A 25,253-nucleotide genomic window follows, 5' to 3' on the forward strand; every position below is an offset into this window, starting at 1 on the left:
ACTAGCTCTTCTTCTCCAGCTGGTTGGCCCACAGCTTCGGGTCGTCGACGTTCTCCTTCGTCACCAGGGGCGCGGGGAGCTGGTCCTCGAAACCGTTCGGGATCTTGATGATCGTGGAGTCGTGGTCGGTCGGGCCCTCCTTGAAGGTCTTCCCGTCCAGCGCCGCCTTGGCGTAGTACAGCGCGTACTTCGCGTAGAGGTCGGCGGGCTGGGAGATCGTCGCGTCGATCTTCCCGGCCTTGATGGCGTCGAACTCCTCCGGGATGCCGTCGTTGGAGATGATGGTGATGTGGCCCGGCGTCCCGGCCGGCTTGAGCAGCTTCTTCTGCTCCAGCAGCGCCAGGGTGGGCTGCAGGAAGACGCCGCCGGCCTGCATGTAGATGCCGTTGATGTCCGGGTGGGCGGCCAGCGTCGACTGGAGCTTCGCGGAGGCGACGTCGCCCTTCCAGTCGGTGGCCAGCTCGAACACCTTGATGTCCGGGTAGTCCTTGTCCATGCAGGCCTTGAAGGCCTCGGACCGGTCGCGGCCGTTGATCGAGGAGAGGTCGCCCTGGAACTCGACGACCTTGCCCTTGCCCTTCAGCTGCTCGCCGAGGTACTTGCAGGCGTTGGTCCCGTACGCCTTGTTGTCGGCGCGGACCACCATGTAGATGTTGCCCTTGTCGGGGCGGGTGTCGACGCTGATGACGGGGATCTTCTTCTCGTTCAGCGTGTTGAGCGACTCGGCTATCGCGCCGGTGTCCTGCGGGGCCATCACCACGGCCTTGGCGCCCTGGTCGGTGAAGGTCTGGACGTTGGCGACCAGCTTGCCGATGTCGTTCTGGGAGTTGGTCAGCGGCAGTGCCTCGACGTCGCCGTCCTTGACCCCCTTCTCGACGTAGTTCTGGTAGGAGTTCCAGAAGTCGCTGTCGCTGCGCGGCAGGTCGATGCCGACCTTCCCGCCTCCCGCACCACTGTCCGATGATTCGCGGTTGCAGCCCGCGAGGGCAGTGACGGCCAGCAGTACGGCGCAGGCCGCCGCACTCGTCGTACGCACTCTCATTGGTGTCCCGTTCCCTTGTGAAGTACCGGCTCGAAGGATCTGAAGGATCTGACGGCATTGCGGGGGTGCGTGGTGCAGGTGGTGCGGGAGGTGCGGCCCTGATGGTCCGGCTCGGACCGCGCCTCCGGTCAGCTGTCGGCGGGGCGCAGGCGCAGGCCCTGCATTCCCCCGTCGACGGCCAGTGCCGTCCCCGTCACGGAGGCCGCGGCGGGGCTGGCGAGGTACAGGATCGCGGCGGCCACCTCGTCGGCGGAGACCAGCCGGCCCAGCGGCTGCCGGGCGTTGAGGGCCGCGCGTTCGGCGGCCGGGTCGCCGGCCTGCCCGAGCAGCCGGCCGATCCACGGGGTGTCCGCGGTGCCCGGGTTGACGCAGTTCACACGGACGCCTTCGCGGACGTGGTCGGCGGCCATGGCGAGTGTCAGCGAGAGGACGGCGCCCTTGCTCGCGCTGTACAGGGCGCGCTGGGGCAGCCCCGCGGTCGCGGCGATCGAGCAGGTCTGGGTGATCGATACGGCGCCGGGGCGCTCGGCCGCGGCCCTGCGCAGGTGCGGCAGCGCGTGGCGGGCGGTGCGGACCATGCCCAGGACGTTGATGTCCAGGACCCTGGTCCACTCGTCGTCGTCGTTGTCCTCGACGGAGCCGATGGAACCGATGCCCGCGTTGGACACGAGCGTGTGCAGGGAGCCCAGTTCGGCGGCGGCACGGTCGACCGCCTCGCGGACGGCGGCGTCGTCGGTGACGTCCGCCTTGACGGCGAGGGTGCCCTCGGGGGCGCCCGCCGTCTCCCGGTCCAGGACCGCTACGCGGGCCCCGCGCTCCAGCAGCATGGTCGCGACGGCGGCCCCGATGCCGGAGGCACCGCCCGTCACCAGGGCGTTCATTCCCTCGAAGTCGCGTGTGCCGGTCATCGGCCGTCCTCCTCGTTCGTGCGGCGGGCCTGCCATACGGGGCCCTCCGGGTAGCGGTGTGCGGCGATCGACTCGGGGTGCATCCGGGCCGAGAAGCCCGGCGACGCGGGAGCGGCGTAGCGCCCGGACTCGATCACGGTGGGGTCGACGAAGTGTTCGTGGAGGTGGTCGACGTACTCGATCACCCGGTCCTCCCAGGTACCGGAGACGGCCACGTAGTCGAACATCGAGAGGTGCTGGACCAGCTCGCACAGCCCGACACCGCCGGCGTGCGGGCAGACCGGGACGCCGAACTTGGCGGCGAGCAGCAGGATCGCCAGGTTCTCGTTGACGCCCGCGACGCGTGCGGCGTCGATCTGGACGAAGTCGACGGCTCCGGCCTGGAGCAGCTGCTTGAACACGACGCGGTTGGCGACGTGTTCACCGGTGGCGACCTTGACGGGCTGGCCGGCGCGCACGGCGGCGTGGCCGAGGATGTCGTCGGGGCTGGTCGGCTCCTCGATCCAGTGCGGGTCGTACGGCGCGAGCGCGTTCATCCACTCCACGGCGTCGGCGACGTCCCAGCGCTGGTTGGCGTCGATGGCGATCCGTACGCCGGAGCCGACGGCCTCGCGGGCGAGCGCGAGCCTGCGGACGTCGTCGCCGACGTCCCCGCCGACCTTCAGCTTGATCTGGGTGAAGCCGTCGGCGACGGCCTCCTTCGCCAGTCCGACCAGCTTGTCGTCGGAGTAGCCGAGCCAGCCGGGCGAGGTGGTGTAGGCCGGGTATCCCTCGGCGCGCAGCCGCTGCGCGCGCTCGGCCCGGCCCGGCTCGGCGGCGCGCAGGATCGCGAGCGCCTCCTCGGGGGTGAGGGCGTCGGTGAGGTAACGGAAGTCGACGAGGGAGACGAGCTCCTCCGGCGTCATCTCGGCGAGGAACTGCCAGACGGGTCTGCCCGCGTGCTTGGCCGCCAGGTCCCACGCGGCGTTGACGACCGCGCCGGCGGCCATGTGCATCACGCCCTTCTCGGGCCCCAGCCAGCGCAGTTGCGAATCGTGGGTGAGGTCCCGGTAGAGCGCTCCGAGGTCGGCCGCGGTACGGGGCACGGGGCGCCCGACCACATAGGCGCGCAGCGCCTCGATGGCAGCCGCCATCACCTCATTGCCCCGCCCGATGGTGAAACAGAAGCCATGCCCCTCGATACCGCCGCCTTCGTCACTGTCCGCGGCGTCGGTACGCAGTACGACATAGGCGGCCGAGTAGTCGGGATCGGGGTTCATGGCGTCCGAGCCGTCCAGTTGTTCCGAGGTCGGAAAACGGATGTCGTGGACCTCGAAATCCGTGACGGTCTGACTCATGTGCGCCCCCAGGGGAAATAACATCGGACCTCTGCTCTGGTCATCCGATGTATAGCGCCCCGAAGACCCCAACGTCCAGCCTTGGGCGGAAATTCACCACACACAGCTCGGATGTATTGCCCGACTGATACCCAGGTTCGGCCGGTGATGCACCCCGGACGCCCGGGTATACCAGGCTGTGCACAGGGGCTGCGGCGGGAGTGGCCGGAAGCCGTAAGGTTGTGCCGTACGCAAGGGAACTTCGGAAGGAGGCCTGGGTGATCGAGCTCGAGGGGGTTCCCGAGCTGATCGACCCGGTCATGGTGGCCGCGTTCGAGGGGTGGAACGACGCCGGTGACGCCGCTTCCACAGCGGTGGCGCACCTGGACCGGGAGTGGAAGGGCGAGGTGTTCGCGGCGCTGGACGCCGAGGACTACTACGACTTCCAGGTCAACCGGCCGACGGTCTGGCTGGACGGCGGGGTGCGCAAGGTCACCTGGCCGACCACCCGGCTCTCCGTGGTCCGTATCGGCGGGGACAAGCCCCGCGATCTCGTCCTGGTCCGGGGTATCGAACCGTCCATGCGCTGGCGCTCGTTCTGCAACGAGATCCTGGGCTTCGCGCATGAACTGGGCGTCGAGATGGTGGTGGTGCTCGGTGCGCTGCTCGGCGACACTCCGCACACCCGGCCGGTACCGGTCAGCGGTGTCACGTCCGATCCGGATCTGGCGCGGACCATGGACCTGGAGGAGACCAGGTACGAGGGTCCGACCGGCATCGTCGGCATCCTCCAGGAGGCGTGCACCCATGCGGGCGTGCCGGCGGTGAGCCTGTGGGCGGCGGTGCCGCACTATGTGTCGCAGCCGCCCAACCCGAAGGCCACCCTGGCGCTGCTGAACCGCCTGGAGGACCTCATCGGACTGCGCATCCCGCTGGGCGAACTGCCCGAGGACGCACGCGCCTGGCAGCTCGGGGTCGACCAACTGGCCGCCGAGGACAGCGAAGTGGCGGAGTACGTGCAGACGCTGGAGGAGGCCCGGGACACCGCGGAGCTCCCCGAGGCGAGCGGTGAGGCCATCGCCCGGGAGTTCGAGCGCTATCTGCGGCGCCGGGATCCCGGCCCGGCGCCGGGCGGGCACGCGACGGAGAGCGGCGACGGTTCGTATCTGCGGGACACCTCCAGCGGGCGCACCCGGCCGCCGAAGCCGATCCGGCCGGAGACCGGCCCCGGGCCGGTGAGCGGTACCGGCCCCGGGACGGGTTCCCCGCCGGAACCGCCGGAGGATTCCCCGGAAGATTCGTCGGAGGACTGATCCGGGCAGACGGGAGCCGGGCGGGTACGTACCCGCCCGGCTCCCTTGCGTCACTGCGGACATTCAGGAACAGCGGACATCAGGAACAGGTGAAGCGCGCCGCGCCCCAGTCCCCGTGGTCCCCGGTCTTGAGCCCGTTGGTGTCCGTGACCTTCAGACGCACATGGCGCGCGCCGTCGAGTGCCACGTCGACCGGTACGGTCGCCGACGCCCCGGTCACCTTCGGCGAGGTCCAGAGCACCTTGCCGTCAGCCTCGACGGAGAACGCCACTTCGCCGTAGCCGTTGATCTCGTCGTCGATCCCGGCGTCCGCGGTGAACTTCGTGCAGTGTCCGCCGAGATAGACCTCGATGTCGGAGTCGGCGTGGGTGCCGATCCCCTTCTCGTAGACCTTCCCGGCCAGGGTCAGCGGGTGCCCGTCGGCCGCGCCCGACTCGCCGTTGCTGCGGTCGCGCTCCGCCGGCCCGTACCCGTTGGCCGAGGTCAGCCACTCCAGGTCGCTCGCCCACACCTCACCGGTGGGCGGCGCCGGCATCACGGCGGCCGCGAACCGCTGGGCGGCCGTGCGGGACTCGCCCGCGGAGCGGTAGCGCGCGAGCGCGGTAATCCGCGCCTCCCCCGCCCCGGCGTCCTTCGCCGGGGTGACCTTCACCTCGACCCGCCGGGTGGTGCCCGCCGGGATCCGGTCCACGGCCGCGGCCGGGGTGACCTGCCAGCCCTCGGGAACGTCGAGCGAGAGCGCGGCGTCCGTCACATCGGCCTTGCCTGCGGTGATGTCGACGGCGACGGTGCCCGTGGCCCCGGCGCCGATCTCCTGCCCCTGCGGCGCGGAGACGGTGGCCGTCGCGGCGGCGTCGCGGCCGCCGACCGCGCTGGTGTTCTCCAGCTCCACGGAGAACTTCTTGCCCGTGGACAGCGGCGCGGTCTTGATCTTCACGACACCGCCGCGGTCGTCGCGGTCGTACCACCAGCCCTGCTTCGCCGAGGCGTACGCGGCGGCCGAGTCCAGCCTGGGCAGCTTGGAGCCGAGCTTCACCGCGCCCGGCGCGGAGCCGGTGTGCACGCTGAACTCGTACGGACGGGTGCTCTGCTTCCCGGTGAACCTGCCCTTGCTCTCACCGATGCTGACGGTGACGTCGCCCGCGCCCCTGGCCGGTGCGTGGACATCGGCCGTCTGGGTGGCGTACGCGCCGTCGCGGTGCTGCCGGGTCACGCCGTCGTCCTCGTACAGGGTGAACGAGGAATCGCCCTGCGGGTAGATGTCCCAGGCGAGCGGGGAGCCGGCGGTGCGGTCCTTGTACGAGCGGATGCCCGGCCACATCGGCACACTGGCACCGCCCTTGACGAACAGCGGCAGCGTGTCGAGCGGTGCGCTGTAGTCGTCGACGGTGACCGGGCCACGGTAGGTCCGCCCGGTCCAGTAGTCGGTCCAGGTGCCCTTCGGCAGGTAGATGCCGTCGCGCTCGGTGCTGTCCTGGTAGACCGGGGCGACGAGGAAGTCCTCGCCGGACATGAACTCGTACTTGGCCGCGTCCGTCGCCGCCTTCGGGTCGTCCGGGTACTCCAGCACCAGCGGGCGGACCATGCCGACGCCGGTCTTCGTCGCCTCGTGCGCGTAGGAGTACTGGTAGGGCAGCAGCGACTCCTTCAGCTTGAGGTAGTCGCGGTTGATGGAGGTGTACGGCTCGCCGTAGCGGAAGGGCTGCTTGTCGCTGGCCGCCCAGCCGTCCATGGTCATCGTGGTGCCGAGGAACATCTTCCACTGGAGGTCACGGGTGTACGTCTTGGCGCTGCCGCCGAAGATGCCGTCGACGTCGCCCGTGGTGTAGGCGAGGCCGGACATCGTGGCACCCGCGTAGGTCGGGATCTGCCAGCGGATGTAGTCCCAGGTGCCGGACTGGTCGCCCGACCACTGGACGCCGCAGCGCTGCGCGCCCGCCCAGCTCTCGGGGGCGTAGGTGAAGCCGCGGGCGTCGCTGTTGTCCTCGATGCCCTTGTACGCGTCCTTGCAGCCGTCCAGGGCGAACTTGTAGCCCTCGCCGATCCAGGCGACGTCCAGCTTGGCGACGCGCTGGCCGGCCTTGACCTGGTCGGCGATCTTCTCGATGCCGTCCTGGGTCCACAGACCGAGCTGCATGTCGCGGTCCTGGAGACCCTTCGAGGTCTCGGCGAGGTCCTCGTAGCCGCAGCCGTAGCCGTCGTTGACGAGCATCCAGCCGTTCGGCATGTCGTTCTCGACATAGCCGTCGGCGACCTTGAGCGAGTCCAGGGTGCGGCGCTCACCGCGGTTGGCGTTGTGCAGGTAGCAGTCGGCGTCGCCGATCTCCATGCCGTACACCGGGGGCAGGAACGGCTTGCCGGTCAGCTTCGTGTACTGGCCGATGACGTCCTTGGCGCTGTCGCCCGCGAAGTAGTAGGCGTCGAAGCGCTGTTCCTGCTCGGTGGTGGTCACCGGGTCGGTGAAGGCGTAGGTGCCCGGTGCGAAGGTGTTGCGGAAGACGCCGTAGCCGGCCGACGAGAGGTAGAAGGGCACCGAGTTGGGGTGCCCGCCGTCGTCCCAGTTGTAGTCGACGCCGACCTCGACGGTCTTGTCCCGGTGCGAGGTGTTGCCGCGGCCGTTCTGCATGCCGGCGCCGTAGAACTGCTCGTCGGCTCCGCGGGCGAGGGTCTGGGTGGTCTTCTCGGCGTCCCAGCTCAGCCCCTTCGCCTCGGACCAGACCTGACTGCCGTCGGCCCGGTAGAGGGCGAACCGCAGGGGCGACTTGTAGACACGGAGAGTGACATCGCCCGTGGAGAGGTCGTATCGGTCGCCGCGCTCCTTCCACCGGGTGCGGGGCGGGGTGCCCTGCGGCAGAACGATGGCGTCGCCCGCCGGGTCCTGGAAGGTCCCGTCGGGGGCGAGTTCGATACGGAAGGTCTCCTCGGACACAAAGCTGACGCGGGCCTTCGCGGCCCCCGCGTCCAGCCGGTAGACCGGTCCGTCGGCCGTGAAACCGGTGAGGTCGCCGACCGTCGTGCCGGCGGATTCGGCCGGGTCGGCGGCCTGGGCGCTGCCCGGCCCCGAGACCGCGGCGAGCAGTCCCAGCAGCGCTGCAACTACTGCCCCTCTGATGCGCGTTGATGATTGCATAGAGCGCTTTTAGCGCAGCATCGAGCATTTGACCATGGACAAAACGGAACCGGCCCCGAACTTCATCAAGAAGTTCGGGGCCGGTGAACGGACGTAATACGGCGGGCAGTTACAGCGCGACACCGAGCAGCGCGTCGACGGTGCGCGAGACGAGGCCCGGTGCCCCCTCGTCCGTACCGCCCTCGGCGCTCTGCCGCGCCGCCCAGCGGTCCACGGCGGCCAGGGCTGCCGGGGCGTCCAGATCGTCGGCGAGGGCCTCACGGACCTCCTCGACCAGCGCGTCGGCGGACAGCCCGTCGGGGCGAGAGACGGCGGCGCGCCACCGTGCGAGCCGCTCCACCGCGTCGGAGAGCACCTGGTCGGTCCACTCCCAGTCGGAGCGGTAGTGGTGCGAGAGCAGGGCGAGACGGATCGCCGCCGGGTCCACGCCGTCGCGGCGGAGCGCCGAGACGAAGACGAGGTTGCCCCGGGACTTGGACATCTTCTCGCCGTCCAGGGCGACCATGCCGGCGTGCACGTACGCCTGGGCGAACGGGTGCTCGCCGGTCAGCACCTGGGCGTGCGAGGCGCCCATCTCGTGGTGCGGGAAGGCGAGGTCGGAGCCGCCTCCCTGGACGTCGAAGCCCATGCCGAGGTGGTCCAGGGCGATGGCCACGCACTCGATGTGCCAGCCGGGCCGGCCGGCGCCGAGCGAGGCCCCGTCCCAGCTCGGCTCGCCCTCGCGGGCGGCCATCCAGAGCATCGGGTCGAGCGGGTTCTTCTTGCCCGGGCGCTCCGGGTCACCGCCGCGTTCGGCGGAGAGCAGCCGCATCGCGTCGGCGTCGAGGTTGGAGACCTCACCGAAGTGCGGGTCCGTGTCGACGGAGAAGTACACATCGCCGTCGAGTTCGTAGGCGGCGCCCGCGTCCCGGAGCCGTTCGACGAGCGGCACGATGCCGGGTATCGCCTCGACGGCTCCGATGTAGTGCTGCGGCGGGAGCATGCGCAGGGCGGTCATGTCCTCGCGGAACAGGGCCGTCTCGCGCTCGGCGAGTTCGGTCCAGTCCTGCCCGTCGCGCACGGCCCGCTCCAGCAGCGGGTCGTCCACGTCGGTCACGTTCTGGACATAGTGAACCTGCCGCTTGGTGTCGAGCCACACGCGCTGGACGAGGTCGAACGCGTTGTAGGTCGCCGCATGACCCATGTGGGTCGCGTCGTACGGCGTGATGCCGCAGACATAGATGCGGGCGACGGGACCGGGGTCAAGGGTGATCCGTCCGCCGGTCGCGGTGTCGTGGATCCGAAGGTCGCGGCCCTTGCCAGGCAGGGCGGGGACCTCAGAAGCGGGCCAGGCATGCATGCCACGAGCGTAACCGGACGCGGCTTCCGGATACGAACCGGAGGGGGGATCCTGACCGAAGAGGCACCCTTGCGCCCGGGCCCGGAAGGTGCTTGCCCCGGCGGCTCCCCGGCCCTCGCGGGGGCCGGGGTGGCCTGATCACACCGGCGGCCACGGGATGGCCGGCCACTCGCCGCTCGGCTCCCGGTGGCGCCCGGTGGCCCGCAGACCCGCCACCCGGGCCCGCAGGGCCTCGATCTCGGCCGCCGTGATGAGTTCGGCCAGCCGGGTGACCAGCGCGGCCCCCGGTTCCAGTTCCGCGGCGAGCCGGTCCAGCACCTCGACGGCCTCCGCCGGCAGCGGCTCACCGGCCCAGCCCCACAGCAGGGTGCGCAGCTTGTCGTCCGCGTTGAACGTCACACCGTGGTCGATGCCGTAGAGCCGGCCGTCGGGAGCGGGCAGCAGGTGGCCGCCCTTGCGGTCGCCGTTGTTGATCACCGCGTCGAGGACCGCGAGGCGGCGCAGCCGGGGATCGTCCGCGTGCACGAGCAGCGCGGTCTTCCCCTCCCCCACCTCGGCGAGGGCCACGGGCTTCCAGCCCTCGCCCGGCTCCTCGTCCTCGACGAGTGCGAGCAGCCCGGGGGCGTCGTCCTCCTGGGGCGCCGCCTCGATCCACAGCTGGCACATCCCCTGGCCGTACGGTCCGTCCCGCAGCACGGTCGGGGGCACCAGACCCCACCCCGTCGCCTCGGAGACCTCGTAGGCGGCCACCTCGCGCTGGGCGAGGGTGCCGTCGGGAAAGTCCCACAGGGGCTGCTCCCCGGCCACCGGCTTGTACACGCAGCGCGTCTGCTCGCCCTCGTACTCGACCGAGCAGTGGAGCACCGCGTTGGACGCGCCGCGGACCTGGCCGAGGACGGTGAGCTGCCCCTTGCCGAGCAGGGTGATCAGCTCGGCGTCGCTCAGGCCCCGCGACGGTATCCGTTCTGGCGCGGGCATACGTGTCCTTCCGGATCGAGCGGCAGGCTGCACAGGGGGCACGGCGGGCGGCCGGCGTTCACGACACCGAGGGCGCGTTTGGCGAAGGCCCGGGCCTGGGCGCCGCTGAGCCGGACCCGGAGCATCGGCGGGCCGTTCTCCTCGTCCTGGAGCAGCCGCTCCTCGGCCTCGGCGAGGTCCTCGACGGAGTCCGCGTCCAGTTCGACCAGGGCCTGCGCCTCGACGATCATGCGCTGTTCCTCGCCGTCCCAGGCGAGTGCCATGGTGCCGACCCGGAACTCCTCCTCGACGGGGTTGTCCAGCGGAGCGGTGTCGGTGACGTCCATCGGGGCGACGGCGGGCACCGGGGAGTTCCCGCCGGTACGCCGCACCACCTCGTCGAGCAGTTCGTCGACCCGCTCGGCGAGCGCGGCGACTTGGGTCTTCTCCAGGGCCACACTGGTGACACGTCCGCCTGAGGAAGCCTGCAGGAAGAACGTACGACGTCCAGGCAGCCCGACCGTACCGGCCACGAAACGGTCCGGGGGGTCGTAGAGGAACACCTGACGGGACACGTCCTGTCTCCCTTGAAAGTTGACGGCAGATGAGGGTCGGCCGGGGCCCGGGAGAGTTCTCCCGGAAAGGCGCCTACGGCGCGTCCACCCTACTGCGCGCGGCGATCACGGCGCCCCAGCGCCGCCCCCTACCGCCGCGTTCGCATCGCCGCCGCCGTCCGCGCCCGTCGCGGCGTCCGCGTCCGGGCCCGGTTCGCGGGGCGCCAGGGGGGCGAGGTCGCCCGTGTCGCCGAGCCTCAGCAGGAAGGGCCGGAGCCTCGTGTACCGGATCGCGGTGACCGAGCACGGGTCGGCGTGGATGCGCTGGAAGAGGTCCAGATGCATGCCGAGCGCGTCGGCGACCAGGGCTTTGATGATGTCCCCGTGCGAGCACATGACGTAGCAGGCGCTCTCGCCGTGCTCCTCCTCGATCCTCGCGTTCCAGTCCCGCACCGCGTCGACGGCGCGTGCCTGCATCGCCCGCATCGACTCGCCGCCCGGGAACGCCGCTGCGGACGGGTGCTGTTGCACGACCGTCATCAGCGGCTCGTCGGCGAGTTCCGCGAGCTTGCGTCCCGACCAGTCGCCGTAGTCGCACTCGCTGATCCGCTCCTCGGTGTGCAGCCGCAGGTCCGGGCGGGCCTCCAGCAGCGGCCGGAGCGTCTCCCGGCAGCGTTGCAGGGGGCTGCTGACGGCGGCGGCGAGGGGCAGCGCGGCCAGCCGTCCGGGGAGTGCGGCGGCCTGCTCGGCGCCGCGCTCGTCGAGCGTGACACCGGGGGTGCGGCCGGCGAGCACCCCGGCCGTGTTGGCGGTGGAGCGTCCATGACGTACGAGGATCAGGGTCGGCATAACGGCCAGCGTAGGCCGATGTCCCCGCAAAGATGCGCCGGGGAGCGGAGCAGGGAAGAATGCGCGCGTGATCGTGGACGCCGCCCTCGTACGCTATGGCCCGCCACCAGGAAGAATGTCCAGATGATTGTTGATTGCGCCATTTACCGGGACGGACGCCGCACCGAGGGCCCCGCTGATTTCTCCGATGCCCTCGACGAGGCGCGGGCCGGCGGCGACGCGTTCTTGTGGATCGGCCTGCACGAGCCCACGGAGAAGGAGTTCGCACTGGTCAGCAGCGAGTTCGGGCTGCACCCGCTGGCGGTGGAGGACGCGCTGGCCGCACACCAGCGGCCGAAGCTGGAGGTGTACGACGACTCGCTGTTCGCGGTGATCAAGCCGATCGTGTACGACCACGAGAGCGACACGGTCAGTGCCGACGAGCTCATGGTGTTCATAGGCGACTCGTTCGTGGTGACGGTCCGCCACGGGGAGGGTGCGCCACTGGCCGCGGTACGCCGCCGGCTGGAGGCCGAGGCCGAGGTGCTCAAGCACGGGCCCACGGCGGTCCTGTACGCGATCAGCGACGCGATCGTGGACCACTACATCGATGTCGCCGGTGAGCTCCAGGTCGACCTGGAGGAGCTGGAGACGCAGGTCTTCGCCCCGGACGGCACCGGCGACTCCAAGAACACCGCCGCCCGCATCTACACCTTCAAGCGCCAGGTGCTGGAGTTCCGCCGGGCCGCGATGCCGCTGGCCGCGCCGATGGCCCGGCTGGCGAGTGCGGGCGTGCCGTTCGTCCACGAGCACTCGCAGCCCTTCTTCCGGGACGTCCAGGACCACCTGACGCGCGCCAACGAGCAGGTGGAGGGGCTGGACCGGCTGCTCTCCGACATCCTGTCCGCGCATCTCGCGCAGATGGGGGTGCGGCAGAACGACGACATGCGCAAGATCTCCGCGTGGGCGGCGATGGCCGCCGTACCGACCATGGTGGCGGGGATCTACGGCATGAACTTCGACCACATGCCGGAGCTGCGGTGGATCTGGGCCTATCCGGCGGTCATCCTGCTGATGGCGGGCGCCGTCGTCGGGCTGTACCGGCAGTTCAAGCGCCGCGGCTGGCTCTGAGAGGGCCGCGCGCCGCAGCGACGGGGCTCAGGCGAACTCGGGCGCCGGTACGGCCGGACCGCCCAGCGCGTCGAGCCGCTCGGGCAGGGTGAGGCTGACCATGCGCCGCCAGCCCACGAGGCGCTCGTACGCGTAGACGGCGTGGATTCCCGCCGCCAGCACCGCGGCCCTGACCCGGGACCAGCCCAGGACCCGGCCCATGTGCTCCATCACGGCGAGGCTGACGTCGCGGTACACCCGGATCTCGGCGAGCGCGCACTCGCGCAGGATGTGCTGGATCGTCCGGCCGTGTCCGGCCCGCGCGAAGCGCAGCAGCTCCTCGTGGCAGTACGCCAGGTGGTTGTCCTCGTCGTTCGAGATCATCTTCACCGCGCGGCCCAGGTCCGGGTGGTCGGCGAAGTGCTTGCGCAGCAGCTGCATCTGCTCGGCCGCGCGCTGCTCGGTCACCCGGCTGTGGGACAGGTACGTGATGATGTCGCGCTCGGTGAGCGGCTCCTCGCCCCCCAGCTGTTCGTGGGCGAGGCCGATGCCGTGCTTCTCCAGCAGCATCGTGTAGTCGGTCTCGTGCGGGACCTCGACCGGTTCCAGACCGCGCTTCCTCAGCAGGGCGTTGAAGATCCGCCCGTGCTTGTCCTCGTCGGCGCCGTGCCGGGCGATCTTCGGGGCCAGCGCGCGCTGGCTCACGGGCACGAGGGCCGCGATGCGGCCGTTCTCCCAGCCGCCCTGGGACTCCCCGCTGGCAGCGATGGAGCAGAACAGCCGGAACGACTCGTCGTCGTCGAGAATCTCCTGGAACAGGTTCTTTGCCGAGAGCATCACTGCCACCTCCGTACCGGCGTCCGCCGAGCGCCAGTCAAGTGCGCCCGGCTCCGAGCGGCAACAGGAGGGCCCGCAGGCTGCGCCGAACGGGCTCCCGTCCCGTGGGACCGGCCCGCGGGACGGACCCGCGGCGCCCGGCGATGGCATCCGGCGATGGCATTCGGATGCCCCGGGCGAACCGTTTCCTCGCCTGTCCCGTAACCCAACCGCCCCCTCCCGCGTTGTTCCGCACGACGGCCGTGGCGGGGAGGACCCCCCGAGCCCCCACCACGGCCGTAGCGGCACACCCGGGCGACGGGCCCGGCGTGATCCGGCCCGAGAGGGCCTTACGCAAGCCCGGCCCGCTCCAGCGCGTCCGTACCGGCCCGCAGCGCGGCGATCCGCTCGTCGAGCGTGAAGCCCGCCGGGGCGAGGGTCAGGGTCGTGACACCCACGGCCGCGTACGCCTGCATCCGCTCGGCGATCCGCTCCACCGAACCCAGCAGCGTGGTCTGGTCGATCAGCTGGTGCGGTACGGCGGCGGCCGCGCCGTTCTTGTCGCCGGACAGGTACTTCTCCTGGATCTCGGCGGCTTCCTTCTCGTACCCCATGCGCTGGGCGAGCTGGTTGTAGAAGTTCTGCTTGGGGCTGCCCATGCCGCCGACGTAGAGCGCGGTGTAGGGCCGGAACATGTCGGCGAGTCCGTTGACGTCGTCGCCGACGGCGAGCGGCACCGTCGGGCAGACGTCGAAGCCGTCCATCGTCAGGCCGGCCTTCTCGCGGCCCGCCCGCAGGTGCTTCACCGCGGTGTCCTCGAGGTGATCGGCGGACGGGAAGATCAGCAGGGCGCCGTCGGCGATCTCGCCGGTCTGCTCCAGGTTCTTCGGCCCGATCGCGGCGATGTACAGCGGGATGTGCTCACGCTGCGGGTGGACGGTCAGCTTGAGCGGCTTGCCCGGCCCGTCCGGCAGCGGAAGGGTCCAGTGCTGCCCCTCGTACGAGAGCCGTTCGCGGGTCATCGCCTTGCGGACGATCTCGACGTACTCGCGGGTGCGGGCCAGCGGCTTGTCGAACTTGACGCCGTACCAGCCCTCGGAGACCTGCGGTCCCGACACCCCGAGGCCGAGCCGGAAGCGGCCGCCGGAGAGCGAGTCGAGGGTGGCCGCCGTCATGGCGGTCATGGCGGGCTGACGGGCCGGGATCTGCATGATCGCGGAGCCGACGTCGATGGACTCGGTCTGCGCGGCCACCCAGGCCAGCACGGTCGGCCCGTCGGAGCCGTACGCCTCGGCCGCCCAGCAGACGTCGTAACCGAGCCGGTCGGCCTCCTGCGCGACGGCGAGGTTGTCGCCGTCCATACCCGCGCCCCAGTAGCCGAGATTGATGCCGAGCCGCATAGCCGCTCCCCTTACTGATCAGTAACGTCCCTGAGCCTCGGACTCTAGCGCGCGGGAACGGGATCCGGCAGGGGACGGCCGGGCCCCGGTTGTCCACAGGCCTGCGCCGGGCGGGGTCCTGGCCAGTAATCTCAGCGCCCATGGAGCAGAGGCAACTCGGCCGCACCGGCCTTCGAGTGTCCCGGATCGGGCTCGGCACCCTCACCTGGGGCCGGGACACCGACGAGCACGACGCTGCCGAGCAGCTGAAGGCCTTCTGGGAGGTGGGCGGCACCCTGGTCGACACCGCCGATGTGTACGGCGGCGGCGAGGCCGAGTACCTGCTCGGGCGGCTCGTCGAGGGGCTGGTGCCCCGGCGCGATCTGGTCATCGCGACCAAGGCCGGCAGCGTGGCCGATCCGTACCGCAGGTTCGACGGCTCGCGCGGGCATCTGCTGGCCGCCCTGGACGCCTCGCTGGCCCGGCTCGGCACGGACTACGTGGACCTGTGGCAGGTGCACGCCTTCGACCCGGAGACCCCGCTGGACGAGACCCTCCAGGCCCTGGACCTGGCGGTGTCCTCCGGGCGCGCCCGCTATGCGGGGGTGTCGAACTACTGCGGCTGGCAGCTGGCCAAGGCCGCGACCTGGCAGCTCGCCTCGCCCGGGGTGCGGACCCGGCTGGCCAGTACGCAGATGGAGTACTCCCTGCTCCAGCGGGGCGTGGAGCGCGAGGTGCTGCCGGCCGCGCTCGACCTCGGCGTCGGGCTGCTGCCGTCGTCGCCCCTGGGCCGGGGGGTGCTGACCGGCAAGTACCGCACGGGAACCCCCGCGGACTCGCGCGGCGCCTCCGAGCTGCTGGCCCCCTTCGTGGAGCCGTACCTCGACGATCCGGCGAGCCGCATCGTGGACGCCGTGGCGACCGCGGCGGACGGCCTCGCCACGACGCCGCTGCAGGTGGCCCTCGCCTGGGTACGGGACCGGCCGGGCGTGGTGGCCCCCATCGTCGGCGCGCGCAACGCGCGGCAGCTCGCGGAGGCATTGTCAGTGGAGGCGCTTAGTCTTCCTGACGAGATCTGCCAGGCGCTCGACGATGTGTCGGCGCCCGTGCACCGCTATCCCGACCAGGACTGGAGCACGCTGTGACTGCGCTGCCCCGGGGGGAATCCCCCGGCCCCTCGGCCACCGACGACCACGTCGTCGCGGACGAGTCCGCCACCGCGCCCGCACCCGCCGACGAGGCCGCCGCCGGAGCCGAGAGCGGGGAGGGCGCCGAGGACGGGGAGACGTCCGCGGACGCGCAGGCCGCCGACGGCCCCGAAGGGACGGACGGGCCAGCGGAAGCCGAAGGGGCCGCCGCTGAGGAGAGTGCCGCGGGTGAGACCGCGGCTGCGCCGGTGCTCTCCGAGGCCGAAGCGGAACTGGCCGCCCAGCGCGAGTTGCGCGAGCGGATCGAGAAGCGCAAGGCCGAGAAGGAAGGCCCCATCGCCGCCGGTGCGAAGCTGAGCGGGCCCGCAGCCGACCTGCTGGCGGCCGTGCGGGCCGTCGAGAGCGGCGAGAAGCCCGGCACCGCGTTCTTCGACTCCCCCGCCCCGTCTCCGGCCCGCCGGACCGTCCCCGCTCCCGGACCGGCGCGGGTACGGGTCCCCGAGCCCGCCCGAGCGCCGCTGGGCGCGTCCCCCGAGGCCGTCGCCGCCGTGGCGGCGGTGCTGGCCGAGGGCGGGGCCCCCGAGGCCCTGGCGGGGCCCGCGGCGGCCACGCTCGGCGCCCAGGCCGCCGGTCTGCTGCGCGAGGACCCCTGGCAGCTGCTGTCCCTGCCCGGCGTTGGCCCCGAGCAGGCCGACGGCTTCGCCCGCGCCCTGCTGGGCACCGGCTGCGGCCCCGACGACGAGCGGCGTACCGCCGCCCTGGTCGGCTGGCTGCTGGAGCGCGCCGCGCTGAAGGGCCACACCGCGCAGGACGCGGAAGACGTCCGCGCGGCGCTCGCCGGACATGCGGTGGCGGACCCCGGGGCGGCCGTGCAGCACGCCATCGCCGAGGGCGTCGTCCTGGTCTTCCAGGACGGCCCGGACGACGAGGCGGCCGAGGAGCCACAGGACGAGGGCGAGGGCGGGGCGGACACCGCCGCGCAGGAGGACGCGCAGCCGGCCGAGCCGGTGCAGGTGCTCCTGGGCCTGGACCGCTACGCACTGGCCGAGGAGAGCCTCGCCGACGGACTGGCCCGGCTGGTCAACGCCTGCGAGAAGGACGCCGACTGGTCGGACGCGGCCTCGTCGGCCCCCTCCCCCTCGGCCACCGAGCTGATCCGCACGGCCGCGGCCCACGGCCTGGTCGCGCACACCGGCGGTGAGGCGGCGAGGGCCGAACCCGCCGCGCTGATCGCCGCGGCGAGCGGCCTCGGCCTGCGGGCCCTGGGTGCCGCGCACAGCGTCAATGGCAGGCAGCGGCTGGCCGGGGCCGTCGGTGACCCGTCGGCGGCCGTCACCCTCGCCGGGCTGCTGTCGGGCGCGGAGGGCCCCGGACGGGACGAGGAGGGGGCGCTCGCCGTCGACCTGCTCGTCGTGCTGGACGCCCCGCAACTGGACGTCGAGACCGGCGCGATGCTGGTGGAGTCGCTCGCCGACGGCACCCGTCTGGTGCTCAGCGGCGATCCGGGTGTGCTGGGGTCGGCCGGTGCGGGGCGGGTGTTCGCGGATGTGCTGGCCGCCGGCGCCTGCCCCCGGATCGTCTCCCGCACCCCGGACCCCGGTCCGATCGGCGAGCTGGTCTCGGGCATCGGCATCGGCGAGCTGAACCAGGTGGAGGCGCCCGGCAAGGAGGTCGTGATCGTCCCCGTGCGCGACGCGGGCGAGGCGGTGCACCGCACGGTGCAACTGGTCGCCGACTCGGTGCCGCGCGCCATCGGGGTGCCGTCCGGCGACACCCAGGTCATCACCGTCGGCCACGGGGGCTCGGCCGGCACCCGCGCGCTGAACGAGGCGCTCAAGCAGCGGCTCAACCCGGGCCCCGGACGCTTCGGCGGCTTCGACCCGGGCGACCGGATCGCCCATGTCCCCGCACCTGGCAGGACCGTTCCCGGCGTGGTCGTCTCGGCCGACACCGAGGGGCTGCACCTGGACTGTGCGGGGACCCCGGTCGTCGTACCGCAGGAGCGGGTGGCGGCGTCCGTCCGCCACGCCTGGGCCCTCAGCGCCCACCAGGCGGCCGGAATGCGGTGGCCCGCGGTCGTCGTCGTCCTGCCCGGTGACGCGGCGCAGGGACTGAGCCGCCCCTGGGTCTACACCGCCTTCAGCCGGGGCGAACGGCATCTGTCCGTGGTGCACGGGGTCGACCAGGCCCTGCCGCGCGCGGTGGCCCAGGCCCCCGCTCAGGAGCGCACCACCCGGCTGCGCGCCCTGCTGGAAGCCTCCGACGGCTGATGCCGAAGGGCCCGGCGGACGCGTGACGCGTCCACCGGGCCCTTCGGTTCGGCACCTGTCGGCGAAGACGGATCAGGTGCTGTCAGTCAACGGAAAGATCAAGTGCTGTCCCGCGCCAGACCGTCCAGCTCCTCGTCCAGATCGTCCTCGTCGAACACGGCACTGACATCGAAGCGGCAGACCACCAGCTGCGGGTCCGCGTCGTCGAAGGGTGCGGCGAGCCAGTCCCCCGGTTCCGGCAGTTCCTCCGCCGCAGCGACCCAGAGGGTGGAGTCCCCCTCCTCCAGACCGAACTCCGTGTGCCGGGAGGCGATCTCGTCCGCCTCGTACTCCCCGAAAAGCACCCCGAGCGCCGCATGAACACTGCTGCCGACCACGGCCGCGGTCTCGCTGCCGCGCTCGTCGGAGTCCACGTCGGCAAGGCGCTGCGCCTGCGCGAGCAGCCGCTGCGGCTCCACCACCGCGTAGTCGCGGCGGATCAGCACGCTGAGCGCGTTCGGCTCCTCCGGGCCGCTGTAGGGCGGCAGCGAGTCCTGCGCCCCCGGGATCTCGAACGGGGTCACCTCGTCATGGCGGTCGTAGAGCAGTTCGTCGTAGACCTCGGCCGCAGCGGCCAGTGCGTTGAACGCGTCGTAGACAGCGGGGTCGTCGTCCCCCGACCGGCGTTCGACCGCCTCGAGGTGGTGGTCGATCGCGGCTTTGACCGCATCGGCGGCGGCGCGTACCTCGGCAGCGGTGGGCTGCGCAGCATCAGACATAGGGCAGACGCTATCCGTACAGAGGCTCTGCCCGCACAATAGATGCGATGCCGGAATACGAATTTGTCGACGTGTACGTGCCGCGCGGGGTGTCCCGGAAGGAGACAGCCCGCCTGTTGACCGACCATGCCGAGTACGGGCACTGGGAGTTGGACCGACTGACGCTGCGCCTGGACGGCAGTCGCCGGGTGCGGCTGCGCCGCCGGATCATCCGCCAGCTCCGGGCCACCTGGTGAGACGGAGCGGGCCCCGCTGCTGCGGGGCCCGCTCCCTTCGCCGTGCTGCCTGATCCAGACGAAAGACCCTAGGCGGCGGCCTTTGCGCGGCGGTACAGCACCGTGCCCGCGCCTGCCAGCAGCAGACCCGCGCTCGCCGGGACGAGCAGGTCGAGCCCGCCCGCTCCGGTGTGTGCGAGCTGTGGAGCGCTCGCGGGCAGGGTCTGCGTCCCGGGCGCGTTCGGGATGGTGCGCGGTCCGGGCGCCGGCGGCGCCTCGTGGGTGACCGGGGTGACCGGAACGCCGACCGGCGGTGTGCTGTCGTTCTCACACGAGTTGCCCAGCGCGGGGTTCAGCAGGCCACCGATGGTGACGCTGTTGCCGCAGGCGTTCACGGGGATGTCGATGGGCGCCTGGACCTGGTTGCCCGAGAGCAGACCGGGCGAGCCCTGGGCGTACCCCTGCGCCGTCGCGCCCCCCCTGTCGTCATTGCTGACGGCCCGGTGCTTCCCGGTGCCCGCCCGCACCCCCTGGCCGCGGCCGTCCGATGCCCGGCCGTCCGCCGCGTGGCTGCCCGGCGTCCCCGCGGTCGAACCGTGGCGGCCGGCGGACGCACCTTCCGAACCGTTTCCGCAGGCATTTCCCGCGGTCGGGTTGAGCAGTCCGACGACGCTCACGGAGTTGCCGCACACGTTGACCGGCACGTCGACCGGAATCTGTACCGAATTCCCTGAAAGCACCCCCGGGGAATTCGATGCGCCGCCGGCCGCTCCCGCGTCGGCGTGCGCGTAACCGCCGCTGAGCGCGAGAACGCCGCCGGCGGCCGCCATGGTGATCAGGCCTTTACGCGTGACCTGTCGCATAGGTTGTTCCTGCCTTCTACCTTCCGGAAATACCCCCGGACTTGACCGTGCGGGGGCAAAGGACCCGACGGCCCCGGAGCACATGGCGTGCGCTCCGGGGCCGAACGGGTTCAAACCCTTACGGGTTGACGCACAACGTCAGGCGTTGACGCAGGTGTTGCCGAAGGTGGGGTTCAGCAGCCCGATCACGGAGATCGTGTTGCCGCACACGTTGACGGGAACGTGGACGGGAACCTGGATGACGTTGCCCGAGAGCACGCCGGGGCTGCCGATGGCGGCACCCTGGGCGCCGGAGTCCGCGACGGCCATGCCGGCGCCCGCGAGAACCAGACCACCGGTGACAGCCGCAGCGGCGACGATCTTCTTGATCATTATTCCTCCTAGTTGGCAAATGCGGTCCCAGCCGCGGACCGCATCACCTGTAACGAGGAAGAAGTAATCGGGCTACGAGCGGAACGCCCCTTTCACTCGTTCCGGTTATATGCGTACACCCGGGCGATTACCGGGACGGGAGGTCAGCTGTTGTCGATGAAACGGTCGAGAACCCGCACACCGAACTTCAGGCCGTCGACCGGCACCCGCTCGTCCACACCGTGGAACATGCCCGCGAAATCGAGCTCGGGCGGGAGCTTCAGCGGGGCGAATCCGAAGCACCGGATGCCCAGGTCGTCGAAGGACTTGGCGTCCGTGCCGCCGGAGAGCATGTACGGGACGGCGCGGGCGATCGGGTCCTCCGCCTTGAGCGCGATCTGCATCGCGTCCACGAGCGAGCCGTCGAAGTCGGTCTCCAGCGCCTTGTCGCCGTGCACGTCCTCGCGCCGGACCCGCGGGCCGAGGATCCGGTCGAGGTCGGCCAGGAACTCCTGCTCGTACCCCGGCAGGAAGCGGCCGTCGACATGGGCGGTGGCCTGGCCCGGGATCACGTTCACCTTGTAGCCGGCGCCCAGCATGGTGGGGGCGGCGGAGTTGCGCAGGGTGGCGCCGACCATCTTGGCGATGCCGCCCAGCTTGGCCAGTGTGGCGTCCATGTCCTCCGGGTCCAGCGGGGTGCCGAGCGCGTCGGACAGCTCGTCCAGGAAGGAACGCACGGTCTTGGTGACCCGCACCGGCCAGGTGTGCCGCCCGAGCCTGCCGACCGCCTCGCACAGCTCCGTGATCGCGTTGTCGTTGTTGGTCATGGAGCCGTGGCCGGCCGTGCCGTCCACGGTCAGCCGCATCCAGTGCATGCCCTTCTGGGCGGTCTCGACCAGATAGAGCCGCAGGTTCTCGTTGACCGTGAACGAGAAGCCGCCGACCTCGCCGATGGCCTCCGTGACGCCCTCGAACAGGTCCGGGTGCTTGTCGACCAGATAACGGGCCCCGTACGTGCCGCCCGCCTCCTCGTCCGCGAGGAAGGCGAGCACGATGTCGCGCGGGGGCTTGCGGCCGCTGCGCATCCGCTCGCGCACGACCGCCAGGGTCATCGCGTCCATGTCCTTCATGTCGACCGCGCCCCGGCCCCACACGCAGCCGTCCGCGATCTCTCCCGAGAAGGGGTGGTGCGTCCAGTCGTGGGCGTTGGCCGGGACGACGTCGGTGTGGCCGTGGATCAGCAGGGCGGGCTTGGACGGGTCCTCGCCCTCGATCCGCGCCACGGTGGAGGCGCGGCCCTTGTGGGACTCGAAGATCTGCGGCTCGAGGCCGACCTCCGCGAGCTTCTCCGCGACGTACTCGGCGGCAAGCCGCTCGCCCGGTCCCGAGTGATCGCCGTAGTTGCTGGTGTCGATCCGGATCAGGTCACGACAGAGGTCCGCCACCTCGTTCTCGGCGTTCTCACCCGAACCGGTCCGGGCCGCTTTGGTCTCACTCACGCTGGTTCCTTCCACTGTCGCTGTGGTGCTCCCCCTCATCCTCCCGCGCCCGGCCCGCACACCCAAGGCCCCCCGCCCCCCGTCATGCGCCCTTCACGAGGACCGGGGCGTGATCGAGCACCCTCGAATGTTTGCTATGGTTTTCCACGTCGGAACGGGCCGAGCCCGCGAGACAGACACCTTGTCCGGGTGGCGGAATGGCAGACGCGCTAGCTTGAGGTGCTAGTGCCCTTTATCGGGCGTGGGGGTTCAAGTCCCCCCTCGGACACCAATCACAGCCCCACGGTCCTTCACGGACCGTGGGGCTGTGTCGTTGTCCGAGTGGATACCCACCCGGACCCCACCTCCGCTCCACCCGGCGCCCTCACCGGCCGCGTCCCCCTTCGGGCGACCGGCCGGTCCGTACCGGAACACCGCCCCACCGCGCCCTCACCAACCGTGCGCCCACCCTTGTTGAAACGGTTCAGTCGTGACTAACGTCCACCCTTGAGAAGGGCGTCACCGAACGAGGAGAACCATGACCCGCACAGACACGGACACGCTGCCCTGGTACGAGGACCCGAGCCCCGGTTCGGGTGGACTCGCGCCGCGGTCCTGGTACGCGGCGTCCGATGCCCGGCGGATGTCCCTGAACGGCGAGTGGGCCTTCCGGCTGTCGCCGGGCGCGGGAACCGTGGACGTGTCGTTCGCGCAGCCGGGGTTCGACGCCGCGGCATGGGGAACGCTCGCCGTGCCGGGGCACTGGGTGCTGCAGGGAGCCGGTGGCGCTCCCGCGTACACGAACGTCGTCTATCCCTTCCCCGTCGATCCGCCGCGTGTTCCCTCCGAGAACCCCACCGGTGACCATCTGCGGACGTTCGAACTGCCCGCCGGCTGGGCGGACGGCGGTGGGACCGTCCTGCGGTTCGACGGCGTGGAGTCGTGCGCCCGGGTCTGGCTCAACGGCCGGGAACTGGGCGACTTCAAGGGGTCCCGGCTGCCGCACGAGTTCGCCGTCGGCGACCTGCTGCGGACCGGCGAGAACGTGCTGGCCGTACGGGTGCACGCGTGGTCGTCGGGGAGCTATCTGGAGGACCAGGACCAGTGGTGGCTTCCCGGCATCTTCCGTGACGTCACCCTGCTGCACCGCCCGCAGGGCGCCGCCCGCGACTTCTTCGTGCACGCGGGCTACGACCACCTGGCCGGCTCCGGGACACTGCGCGTGGAGTGCGAGGGCGCCGAGGGGCGGATCCTCGTACCCGAGCTGGGTGTCGACATCGCCGCGGGCGAATCCGTGACCCTGCCGGTCGAGCCGTGGACCGCCGAAACACCCCGGCTGTACGACGCGGAGCTGGTGACGCCCGGCGAGCGGACGCCGCTGCGGATCGGTTTCCGTACCGTGCTCGTCGAGCACGGGGTCATCAAGGTCAACGGCCGGCGGCTGCTGTTCCGCGGGGTGAACCGGCACGAGTTCCACCCGGAGACCGGGCGGGCCGTCGACGCGCAGACCATGCGGCGCGATCTGGTGCTGATGAAGCAGCACAACATCAACGCCGTGCGGACCAGCCACTATCCGCCGCACCCGGCCTTCCTGGACCTGTGCGACGAGCTGGGGCTCTGGGTGATCGACGAGTGCGATCTGGAGACACATGGCTTTGTCGACCTGGAGTGGCGGGGCAACCCGGTCGACGACGCACGCTGGACCCCCGCACTGCTCGACCGGGCGGCCCGCATGGTCGAGCGCGACAAGAACCACGCCTCGGTGATCATCTGGTCGCTGGGCAACGAGTGCGGTTCGGGCAGCGGCCTGACCGCGATGGCGCAGTGGATCCGGGGGCGGGACCCCGAGCGGCTGGTGCACTACGAGGGCGATCTGTCCTGCAAGGACGTCGACCTCTACTCACGGATGTATCCGACGCACGCCGAGGTCGAGCTCATCGGCAAGCGGGCCGAGGAGCCGTGGGACGACGCGGAGCTCGATGCCCGGCGGCGCGCGATGCCCTTCATCATGTGCGAGTACGGGCACGCCATGGGCAACGGTCCGGGCGGACTGAGCGAGTACCAGCGGCTGTTCGAGCGGTACGAGCGCTGCCAGGGCGGCTTCGTCTGGGAGTGGATCGACCACGGCTTCGCCCATCCCGAACACGGCTTCGCCTACGGCGGGGACTTCGGCGAGGAGCTGCACGACGGCAACTTCGTCTGCGACGGCCTGCTCTTCCCGGACCGCACCCCCTCCCCCGGGCTCGTCGAGTACAAGAAGGTCATCGAGCCGGTGCGGATCGCCCCGGGTCCGGCGGCCGGCTCGTTCACGGTCACCAACGGGTACGACTTCTCGGGGCTGGGGCACCTGGAGTTCCTCTGGTCGCGCGAGGTGGCCGGAGCGGTCGTCGCCTCGGGCACGCTGGCGGTGCCGGACCTCGCCCCGGGCGCGTCGGCCGAGGTGACGCCGGACGCCGGCGGCGACGGGGTGTGGACGGTACGGGCGGTGCTCGCCGGGGACACGGCCTGGGGCGAGCGCGGGCACGTCGTGGCGTGGGGCCAGGCGGAGGCGGGTGCACCGGCAGCACCGGCCCCGGCGGCGGGCGAGCGGCCGGTGCGCGCCGCCGGCGTGATCACCCTCGGACCGGGCGTCTTCGACGCGGCGACCGGGGCGCCGGTGCGCATCGGTGACGTCGAGGTGGAGGGAGTGCGGCTGGATGTGTGGCGGGCGCCCACCGACAACGACAACGGTGCTCCGTGGCAGCCGGACGAGCGGTACGGGCTGCGCTGGCGGGAGCTGGGGCTGCACCGGATGCGGCACCGCGTCGACGCGGTCGAGGAGGGCCAGGACGCGCTGACCGTGCGGACCCTGGTGGCGCCGGCCGGCTGGGACCTGGGGCTGCGGACCACGTACCGCTGGACGGCGGCCGGGGACCGGCTCGGGCTGACGGTGTCGGTGGCGCCGGTGGGCGACTGGCGGGTGCCGCTGCCCCGGCTCGGCATCCGGTTCGCACTGCCCGCGGCGTACGGGGATGCGCGGTGGTTCGGCGGCGGTCCGGGTGAGGCGTACCCGGACACCCGGGCCGCCGCGATGCTCGGGCAGTGGGCGTCGGAGGTGGACGCGTTGCAGACCCCGTATGTGAGGCCGCAGGAGAACGGGGCCCGCGCGGACGTCCGCTGGGCGGAGCTGACGGACGGCTGCGGCGCCGGGCTGCGGGCCGAGGGCGGCGCGCCGTTCTGGTTCACCGCGCGGCGCTGGACGAGCGAGCAGCTGGACGCGGCGGAGCACCTGCCGGATCTGGTGGCCGGGGACCGCGTCTGGGTCAACCTGGACCACGCGGTGCAGGGCATCGGCTCCCAGTCCTGCGGCCCGGGCGTCCTGCCGGAGCACCGGCTCCAGGTGGCACCGACGGAGTTCTCGTTCGTGTTCTCGGCGCTGGGCTGACCCCGCGAACCGGCCCGCCCCGCCCCGGATCCGCCGGGCGGGGCGGGGCTCCGG

The 25,253-nt window shown here is 71.5% G+C and carries 20 protein-coding genes and 1 tRNA gene; 7 read left to right on the top strand and 14 right to left on the bottom strand.

Translation table 11 applies throughout. The features are described 5' to 3' along the window. Nucleotide 1: 1 nt before the first annotated feature. The 3 genes from OG782_RS06980 to OG782_RS06990 all read right to left on the bottom strand — a co-directional run bounded on the left by OG782_RS06980 (nucleotide 2) and on the right by OG782_RS06990 (nucleotide 3,287). The gene (locus OG782_RS06980) at nucleotides 2-1,042 is read right to left on the bottom strand and encodes a sugar ABC transporter substrate-binding protein (protein ID WP_406448520.1); all 1,041 of its coding nucleotides are present in this window, start codon (nucleotides 1,040-1,042) and stop codon (nucleotides 2-4) included. Nucleotides 1,043-1,170: 128 nt separating this feature from the next. After that, nucleotides 1,171-1,950: an SDR family NAD(P)-dependent oxidoreductase gene (locus tag OG782_RS06985; protein WP_123468715.1), complete on the bottom strand. Its 780-nt coding sequence runs from the start codon at nucleotides 1,948-1,950 to the stop codon at nucleotides 1,171-1,173. Then, on the bottom strand, nucleotides 1,947-3,287 hold the full coding sequence (locus OG782_RS06990; RefSeq protein ID WP_406448521.1) for an L-fuconate dehydratase: 1,341 nt from the start codon (nucleotides 3,285-3,287) through the stop codon (nucleotides 1,947-1,949). Before OG782_RS06990 ends, OG782_RS06985 begins: the two co-directional genes overlap by 4 nt. Before the next feature lie 257 nt (nucleotides 3,288-3,544). Between OG782_RS06990 and OG782_RS06995 the strand changes: the two genes are divergently transcribed. Then, nucleotides 3,545-4,579 (top strand): PAC2 family protein, encoded by a 1,035-nt coding sequence (locus tag OG782_RS06995; RefSeq protein WP_406448522.1) that lies wholly within the window; start codon nucleotides 3,545-3,547, stop codon nucleotides 4,577-4,579. A gap of 79 nt (nucleotides 4,580-4,658) precedes the next feature. Here OG782_RS06995 and OG782_RS07000 read toward each other — a convergent pair whose 3' ends face one another. From OG782_RS07000 to OG782_RS07020, 5 genes are all read right to left on the bottom strand, one after another. Then, nucleotides 4,659-7,709, bottom strand: coding sequence for an NPCBM/NEW2 domain-containing protein (locus OG782_RS07000; RefSeq protein ID WP_406448523.1), 3,051 nt, complete (start codon nucleotides 7,707-7,709; stop codon nucleotides 4,659-4,661). 109 nt (nucleotides 7,710-7,818) lie between these two features. Further along, nucleotides 7,819-9,048: a cysteine--1-D-myo-inosityl 2-amino-2-deoxy-alpha-D-glucopyranoside ligase gene (mshC, locus tag OG782_RS07005; RefSeq protein ID WP_406448524.1), complete on the bottom strand. Its 1,230-nt coding sequence runs from the start codon at nucleotides 9,046-9,048 to the stop codon at nucleotides 7,819-7,821. Nucleotides 9,049-9,186: 138 nt separating this feature from the next. Beyond that, nucleotides 9,187-10,026 (bottom strand): SCO1664 family protein, encoded by an 840-nt coding sequence (locus OG782_RS07010; protein WP_406448525.1) that lies wholly within the window; start codon nucleotides 10,024-10,026, stop codon nucleotides 9,187-9,189. Next, the gene (locus OG782_RS07015; protein ID WP_406448526.1) at nucleotides 9,990-10,580 is read right to left on the bottom strand and encodes a DUF3090 domain-containing protein; all 591 of its coding nucleotides are present in this window, start codon (nucleotides 10,578-10,580) and stop codon (nucleotides 9,990-9,992) included. The genes OG782_RS07010 and OG782_RS07015 overlap by 37 nt, the downstream gene beginning before the upstream one ends. 105 nt (nucleotides 10,581-10,685) lie before the next feature. After that, entirely contained in the window at nucleotides 10,686-11,408 is a 723-nt protein-coding gene (locus tag OG782_RS07020; protein ID WP_406448527.1) for a histidine phosphatase family protein, read from the bottom strand. A 123-nt stretch (nucleotides 11,409-11,531) separates the two neighbouring features. On the opposite strand from OG782_RS07020, the gene corA reads away from it, so the two are divergent. Further along, nucleotides 11,532-12,518, top strand: coding sequence for a magnesium/cobalt transporter CorA (gene corA, locus OG782_RS07025; protein ID WP_406448528.1), 987 nt, complete (start codon nucleotides 11,532-11,534; stop codon nucleotides 12,516-12,518). A 27-nt stretch (nucleotides 12,519-12,545) separates the two neighbouring features. Here the strand turns inward: corA and OG782_RS07030 are convergent, their stop codons facing one another. After that, nucleotides 12,546-13,334 (bottom strand): ferritin-like domain-containing protein, encoded by a 789-nt coding sequence (locus tag OG782_RS07030; RefSeq protein WP_406448529.1) that lies wholly within the window; start codon nucleotides 13,332-13,334, stop codon nucleotides 12,546-12,548. Between the two features lie 329 nt (nucleotides 13,335-13,663). After that, on the bottom strand, nucleotides 13,664-14,713 hold the full coding sequence (locus tag OG782_RS07035) for an LLM class F420-dependent oxidoreductase (protein WP_406448530.1): 1,050 nt from the start codon (nucleotides 14,711-14,713) through the stop codon (nucleotides 13,664-13,666). 140 nt (nucleotides 14,714-14,853) lie between these two features. On the opposite strand from OG782_RS07035, the gene OG782_RS07040 reads away from it, so the two are divergent. Both OG782_RS07040 and OG782_RS07045 read left to right on the top strand, forming a co-directional pair. After that, the gene (locus OG782_RS07040) at nucleotides 14,854-15,837 is read left to right on the top strand and encodes an aldo/keto reductase (RefSeq protein ID WP_406448531.1); all 984 of its coding nucleotides are present in this window, start codon (nucleotides 14,854-14,856) and stop codon (nucleotides 15,835-15,837) included. Further along, nucleotides 15,834-18,110: an ATP-dependent RecD-like DNA helicase gene (locus OG782_RS07045; protein ID WP_406448532.1), complete on the top strand. Its 2,277-nt coding sequence runs from the start codon at nucleotides 15,834-15,836 to the stop codon at nucleotides 18,108-18,110. The genes OG782_RS07040 and OG782_RS07045 overlap by 4 nt, the downstream gene beginning before the upstream one ends. Before the next feature lie 98 nt (nucleotides 18,111-18,208). Here OG782_RS07045 and OG782_RS07050 read toward each other — a convergent pair whose 3' ends face one another. After that, nucleotides 18,209-18,868, bottom strand: coding sequence for a hypothetical protein (locus OG782_RS07050; RefSeq protein WP_406448533.1), 660 nt, complete (start codon nucleotides 18,866-18,868; stop codon nucleotides 18,209-18,211). A gap of 47 nt (nucleotides 18,869-18,915) precedes the next feature. Here OG782_RS07050 and OG782_RS07055 point away from each other — a divergent pair, with 47 nt between their 5' ends. After that, nucleotides 18,916-19,104, top strand: coding sequence for a DUF5703 family protein (locus tag OG782_RS07055; RefSeq protein WP_136328229.1), 189 nt, complete (start codon nucleotides 18,916-18,918; stop codon nucleotides 19,102-19,104). A 68-nt stretch (nucleotides 19,105-19,172) separates the two neighbouring features. Here the strand turns inward: OG782_RS07055 and OG782_RS07060 are convergent, their stop codons facing one another. The 3 genes from OG782_RS07060 to OG782_RS07070 form a co-directional block, all read right to left on the bottom strand. Beyond that, nucleotides 19,173-19,946, bottom strand: a complete 774-nt coding sequence (locus OG782_RS07060) for a chaplin (protein WP_406448534.1) — start codon at nucleotides 19,944-19,946, stop codon at nucleotides 19,173-19,175. Between the two features lie 138 nt (nucleotides 19,947-20,084). Beyond that, nucleotides 20,085-20,318 (bottom strand): chaplin ChpH, encoded by a 234-nt coding sequence (chpH, locus tag OG782_RS07065; RefSeq protein WP_406448535.1) that lies wholly within the window; start codon nucleotides 20,316-20,318, stop codon nucleotides 20,085-20,087. Nucleotides 20,319-20,461: 143 nt separating this feature from the next. Further along, nucleotides 20,462-21,796: a M20/M25/M40 family metallo-hydrolase gene (locus tag OG782_RS07070; RefSeq protein WP_406448536.1), complete on the bottom strand. Its 1,335-nt coding sequence runs from the start codon at nucleotides 21,794-21,796 to the stop codon at nucleotides 20,462-20,464. Nucleotides 21,797-21,979: 183 nt separating this feature from the next. Here OG782_RS07070 and OG782_RS07075 point away from each other — a divergent pair. Together OG782_RS07075 and OG782_RS07080 are read left to right on the top strand one after the other, a co-directional pair. Then, a tRNA-Leu gene (locus OG782_RS07075) sits at nucleotides 21,980-22,067 on the top strand. A 246-nt stretch (nucleotides 22,068-22,313) separates the two neighbouring features. Next, nucleotides 22,314-25,199 carry a glycoside hydrolase family 2 TIM barrel-domain containing protein gene (locus OG782_RS07080; protein ID WP_406448537.1) on the top strand — a complete coding sequence of 962 codons (2,886 nt, stop codon included), beginning with the start codon at nucleotides 22,314-22,316 and terminating at the stop codon, nucleotides 25,197-25,199. Nucleotides 25,200-25,253: the final 54 nt, after the last annotated feature.

It is taken from the genome of Streptomyces sp. NBC_00876, from assembly GCF_045207435.1.
Lineage (GTDB): Bacteria > Actinomycetota > Actinomycetes > Streptomycetales > Streptomycetaceae > Streptomyces.

What these genes read in the sequence shown, in the direction of transcription:
- OG782_RS07035 (WP_406448530.1), bottom strand. Translation starts at nt 14,713, where the DNA reads ATGCGGCTCGGCATCAATCTCGGCTACTGGGGCGCGGGTATGGACGGC.
- OG782_RS07040 (WP_406448531.1), top strand. Translation starts at nt 14,854, where the DNA reads ATGGAGCAGAGGCAACTCGGCCGCACCGGCCTTCGAGTGTCCCGGATC.
- corA (WP_406448528.1), top strand. Translation starts at nt 11,532, where the DNA reads ATGATTGTTGATTGCGCCATTTACCGGGACGGACGCCGCACCGAGGGC.
- OG782_RS07055 (WP_136328229.1), top strand. Translation starts at nt 18,916, where the DNA reads ATGCCGGAATACGAATTTGTCGACGTGTACGTGCCGCGCGGGGTGTCC.
- OG782_RS07020 (WP_406448527.1), bottom strand. Translation starts at nt 11,408, where the DNA reads ATGCCGACCCTGATCCTCGTACGTCATGGACGCTCCACCGCCAACACG.
- OG782_RS07000 (WP_406448523.1), bottom strand. Translation starts at nt 7,709, where the DNA reads ATGCAATCATCAACGCGCATCAGAGGGGCAGTAGTTGCAGCGCTGCTG.
- OG782_RS07080 (WP_406448537.1), top strand. Translation starts at nt 22,314, where the DNA reads ATGACCCGCACAGACACGGACACGCTGCCCTGGTACGAGGACCCGAGC.
- OG782_RS07010 (WP_406448525.1), bottom strand. Translation starts at nt 10,026, where the DNA reads ATGCCCGCGCCAGAACGGATACCGTCGCGGGGCCTGAGCGACGCCGAG.
- OG782_RS06990 (WP_406448521.1), bottom strand. Translation starts at nt 3,287, where the DNA reads ATGAGTCAGACCGTCACGGATTTCGAGGTCCACGACATCCGTTTTCCG.
- OG782_RS06980 (WP_406448520.1), bottom strand. Translation starts at nt 1,042, where the DNA reads ATGAGAGTGCGTACGACGAGTGCGGCGGCCTGCGCCGTACTGCTGGCC.
- OG782_RS07060 (WP_406448534.1), bottom strand. Translation starts at nt 19,946, where the DNA reads ATGCGACAGGTCACGCGTAAAGGCCTGATCACCATGGCGGCCGCCGGC.
- chpH (WP_406448535.1), bottom strand. Translation starts at nt 20,318, where the DNA reads ATGATCAAGAAGATCGTCGCCGCTGCGGCTGTCACCGGTGGTCTGGTT.
- mshC (WP_406448524.1), bottom strand. Translation starts at nt 9,048, where the DNA reads ATGCATGCCTGGCCCGCTTCTGAGGTCCCCGCCCTGCCTGGCAAGGGC.
- OG782_RS07050 (WP_406448533.1), bottom strand. Translation starts at nt 18,868, where the DNA reads ATGTCTGATGCTGCGCAGCCCACCGCTGCCGAGGTACGCGCCGCCGCC.
- OG782_RS06985 (WP_123468715.1), bottom strand. Translation starts at nt 1,950, where the DNA reads ATGACCGGCACACGCGACTTCGAGGGAATGAACGCCCTGGTGACGGGC.
- OG782_RS07030 (WP_406448529.1), bottom strand. Translation starts at nt 13,334, where the DNA reads ATGCTCTCGGCAAAGAACCTGTTCCAGGAGATTCTCGACGACGACGAG.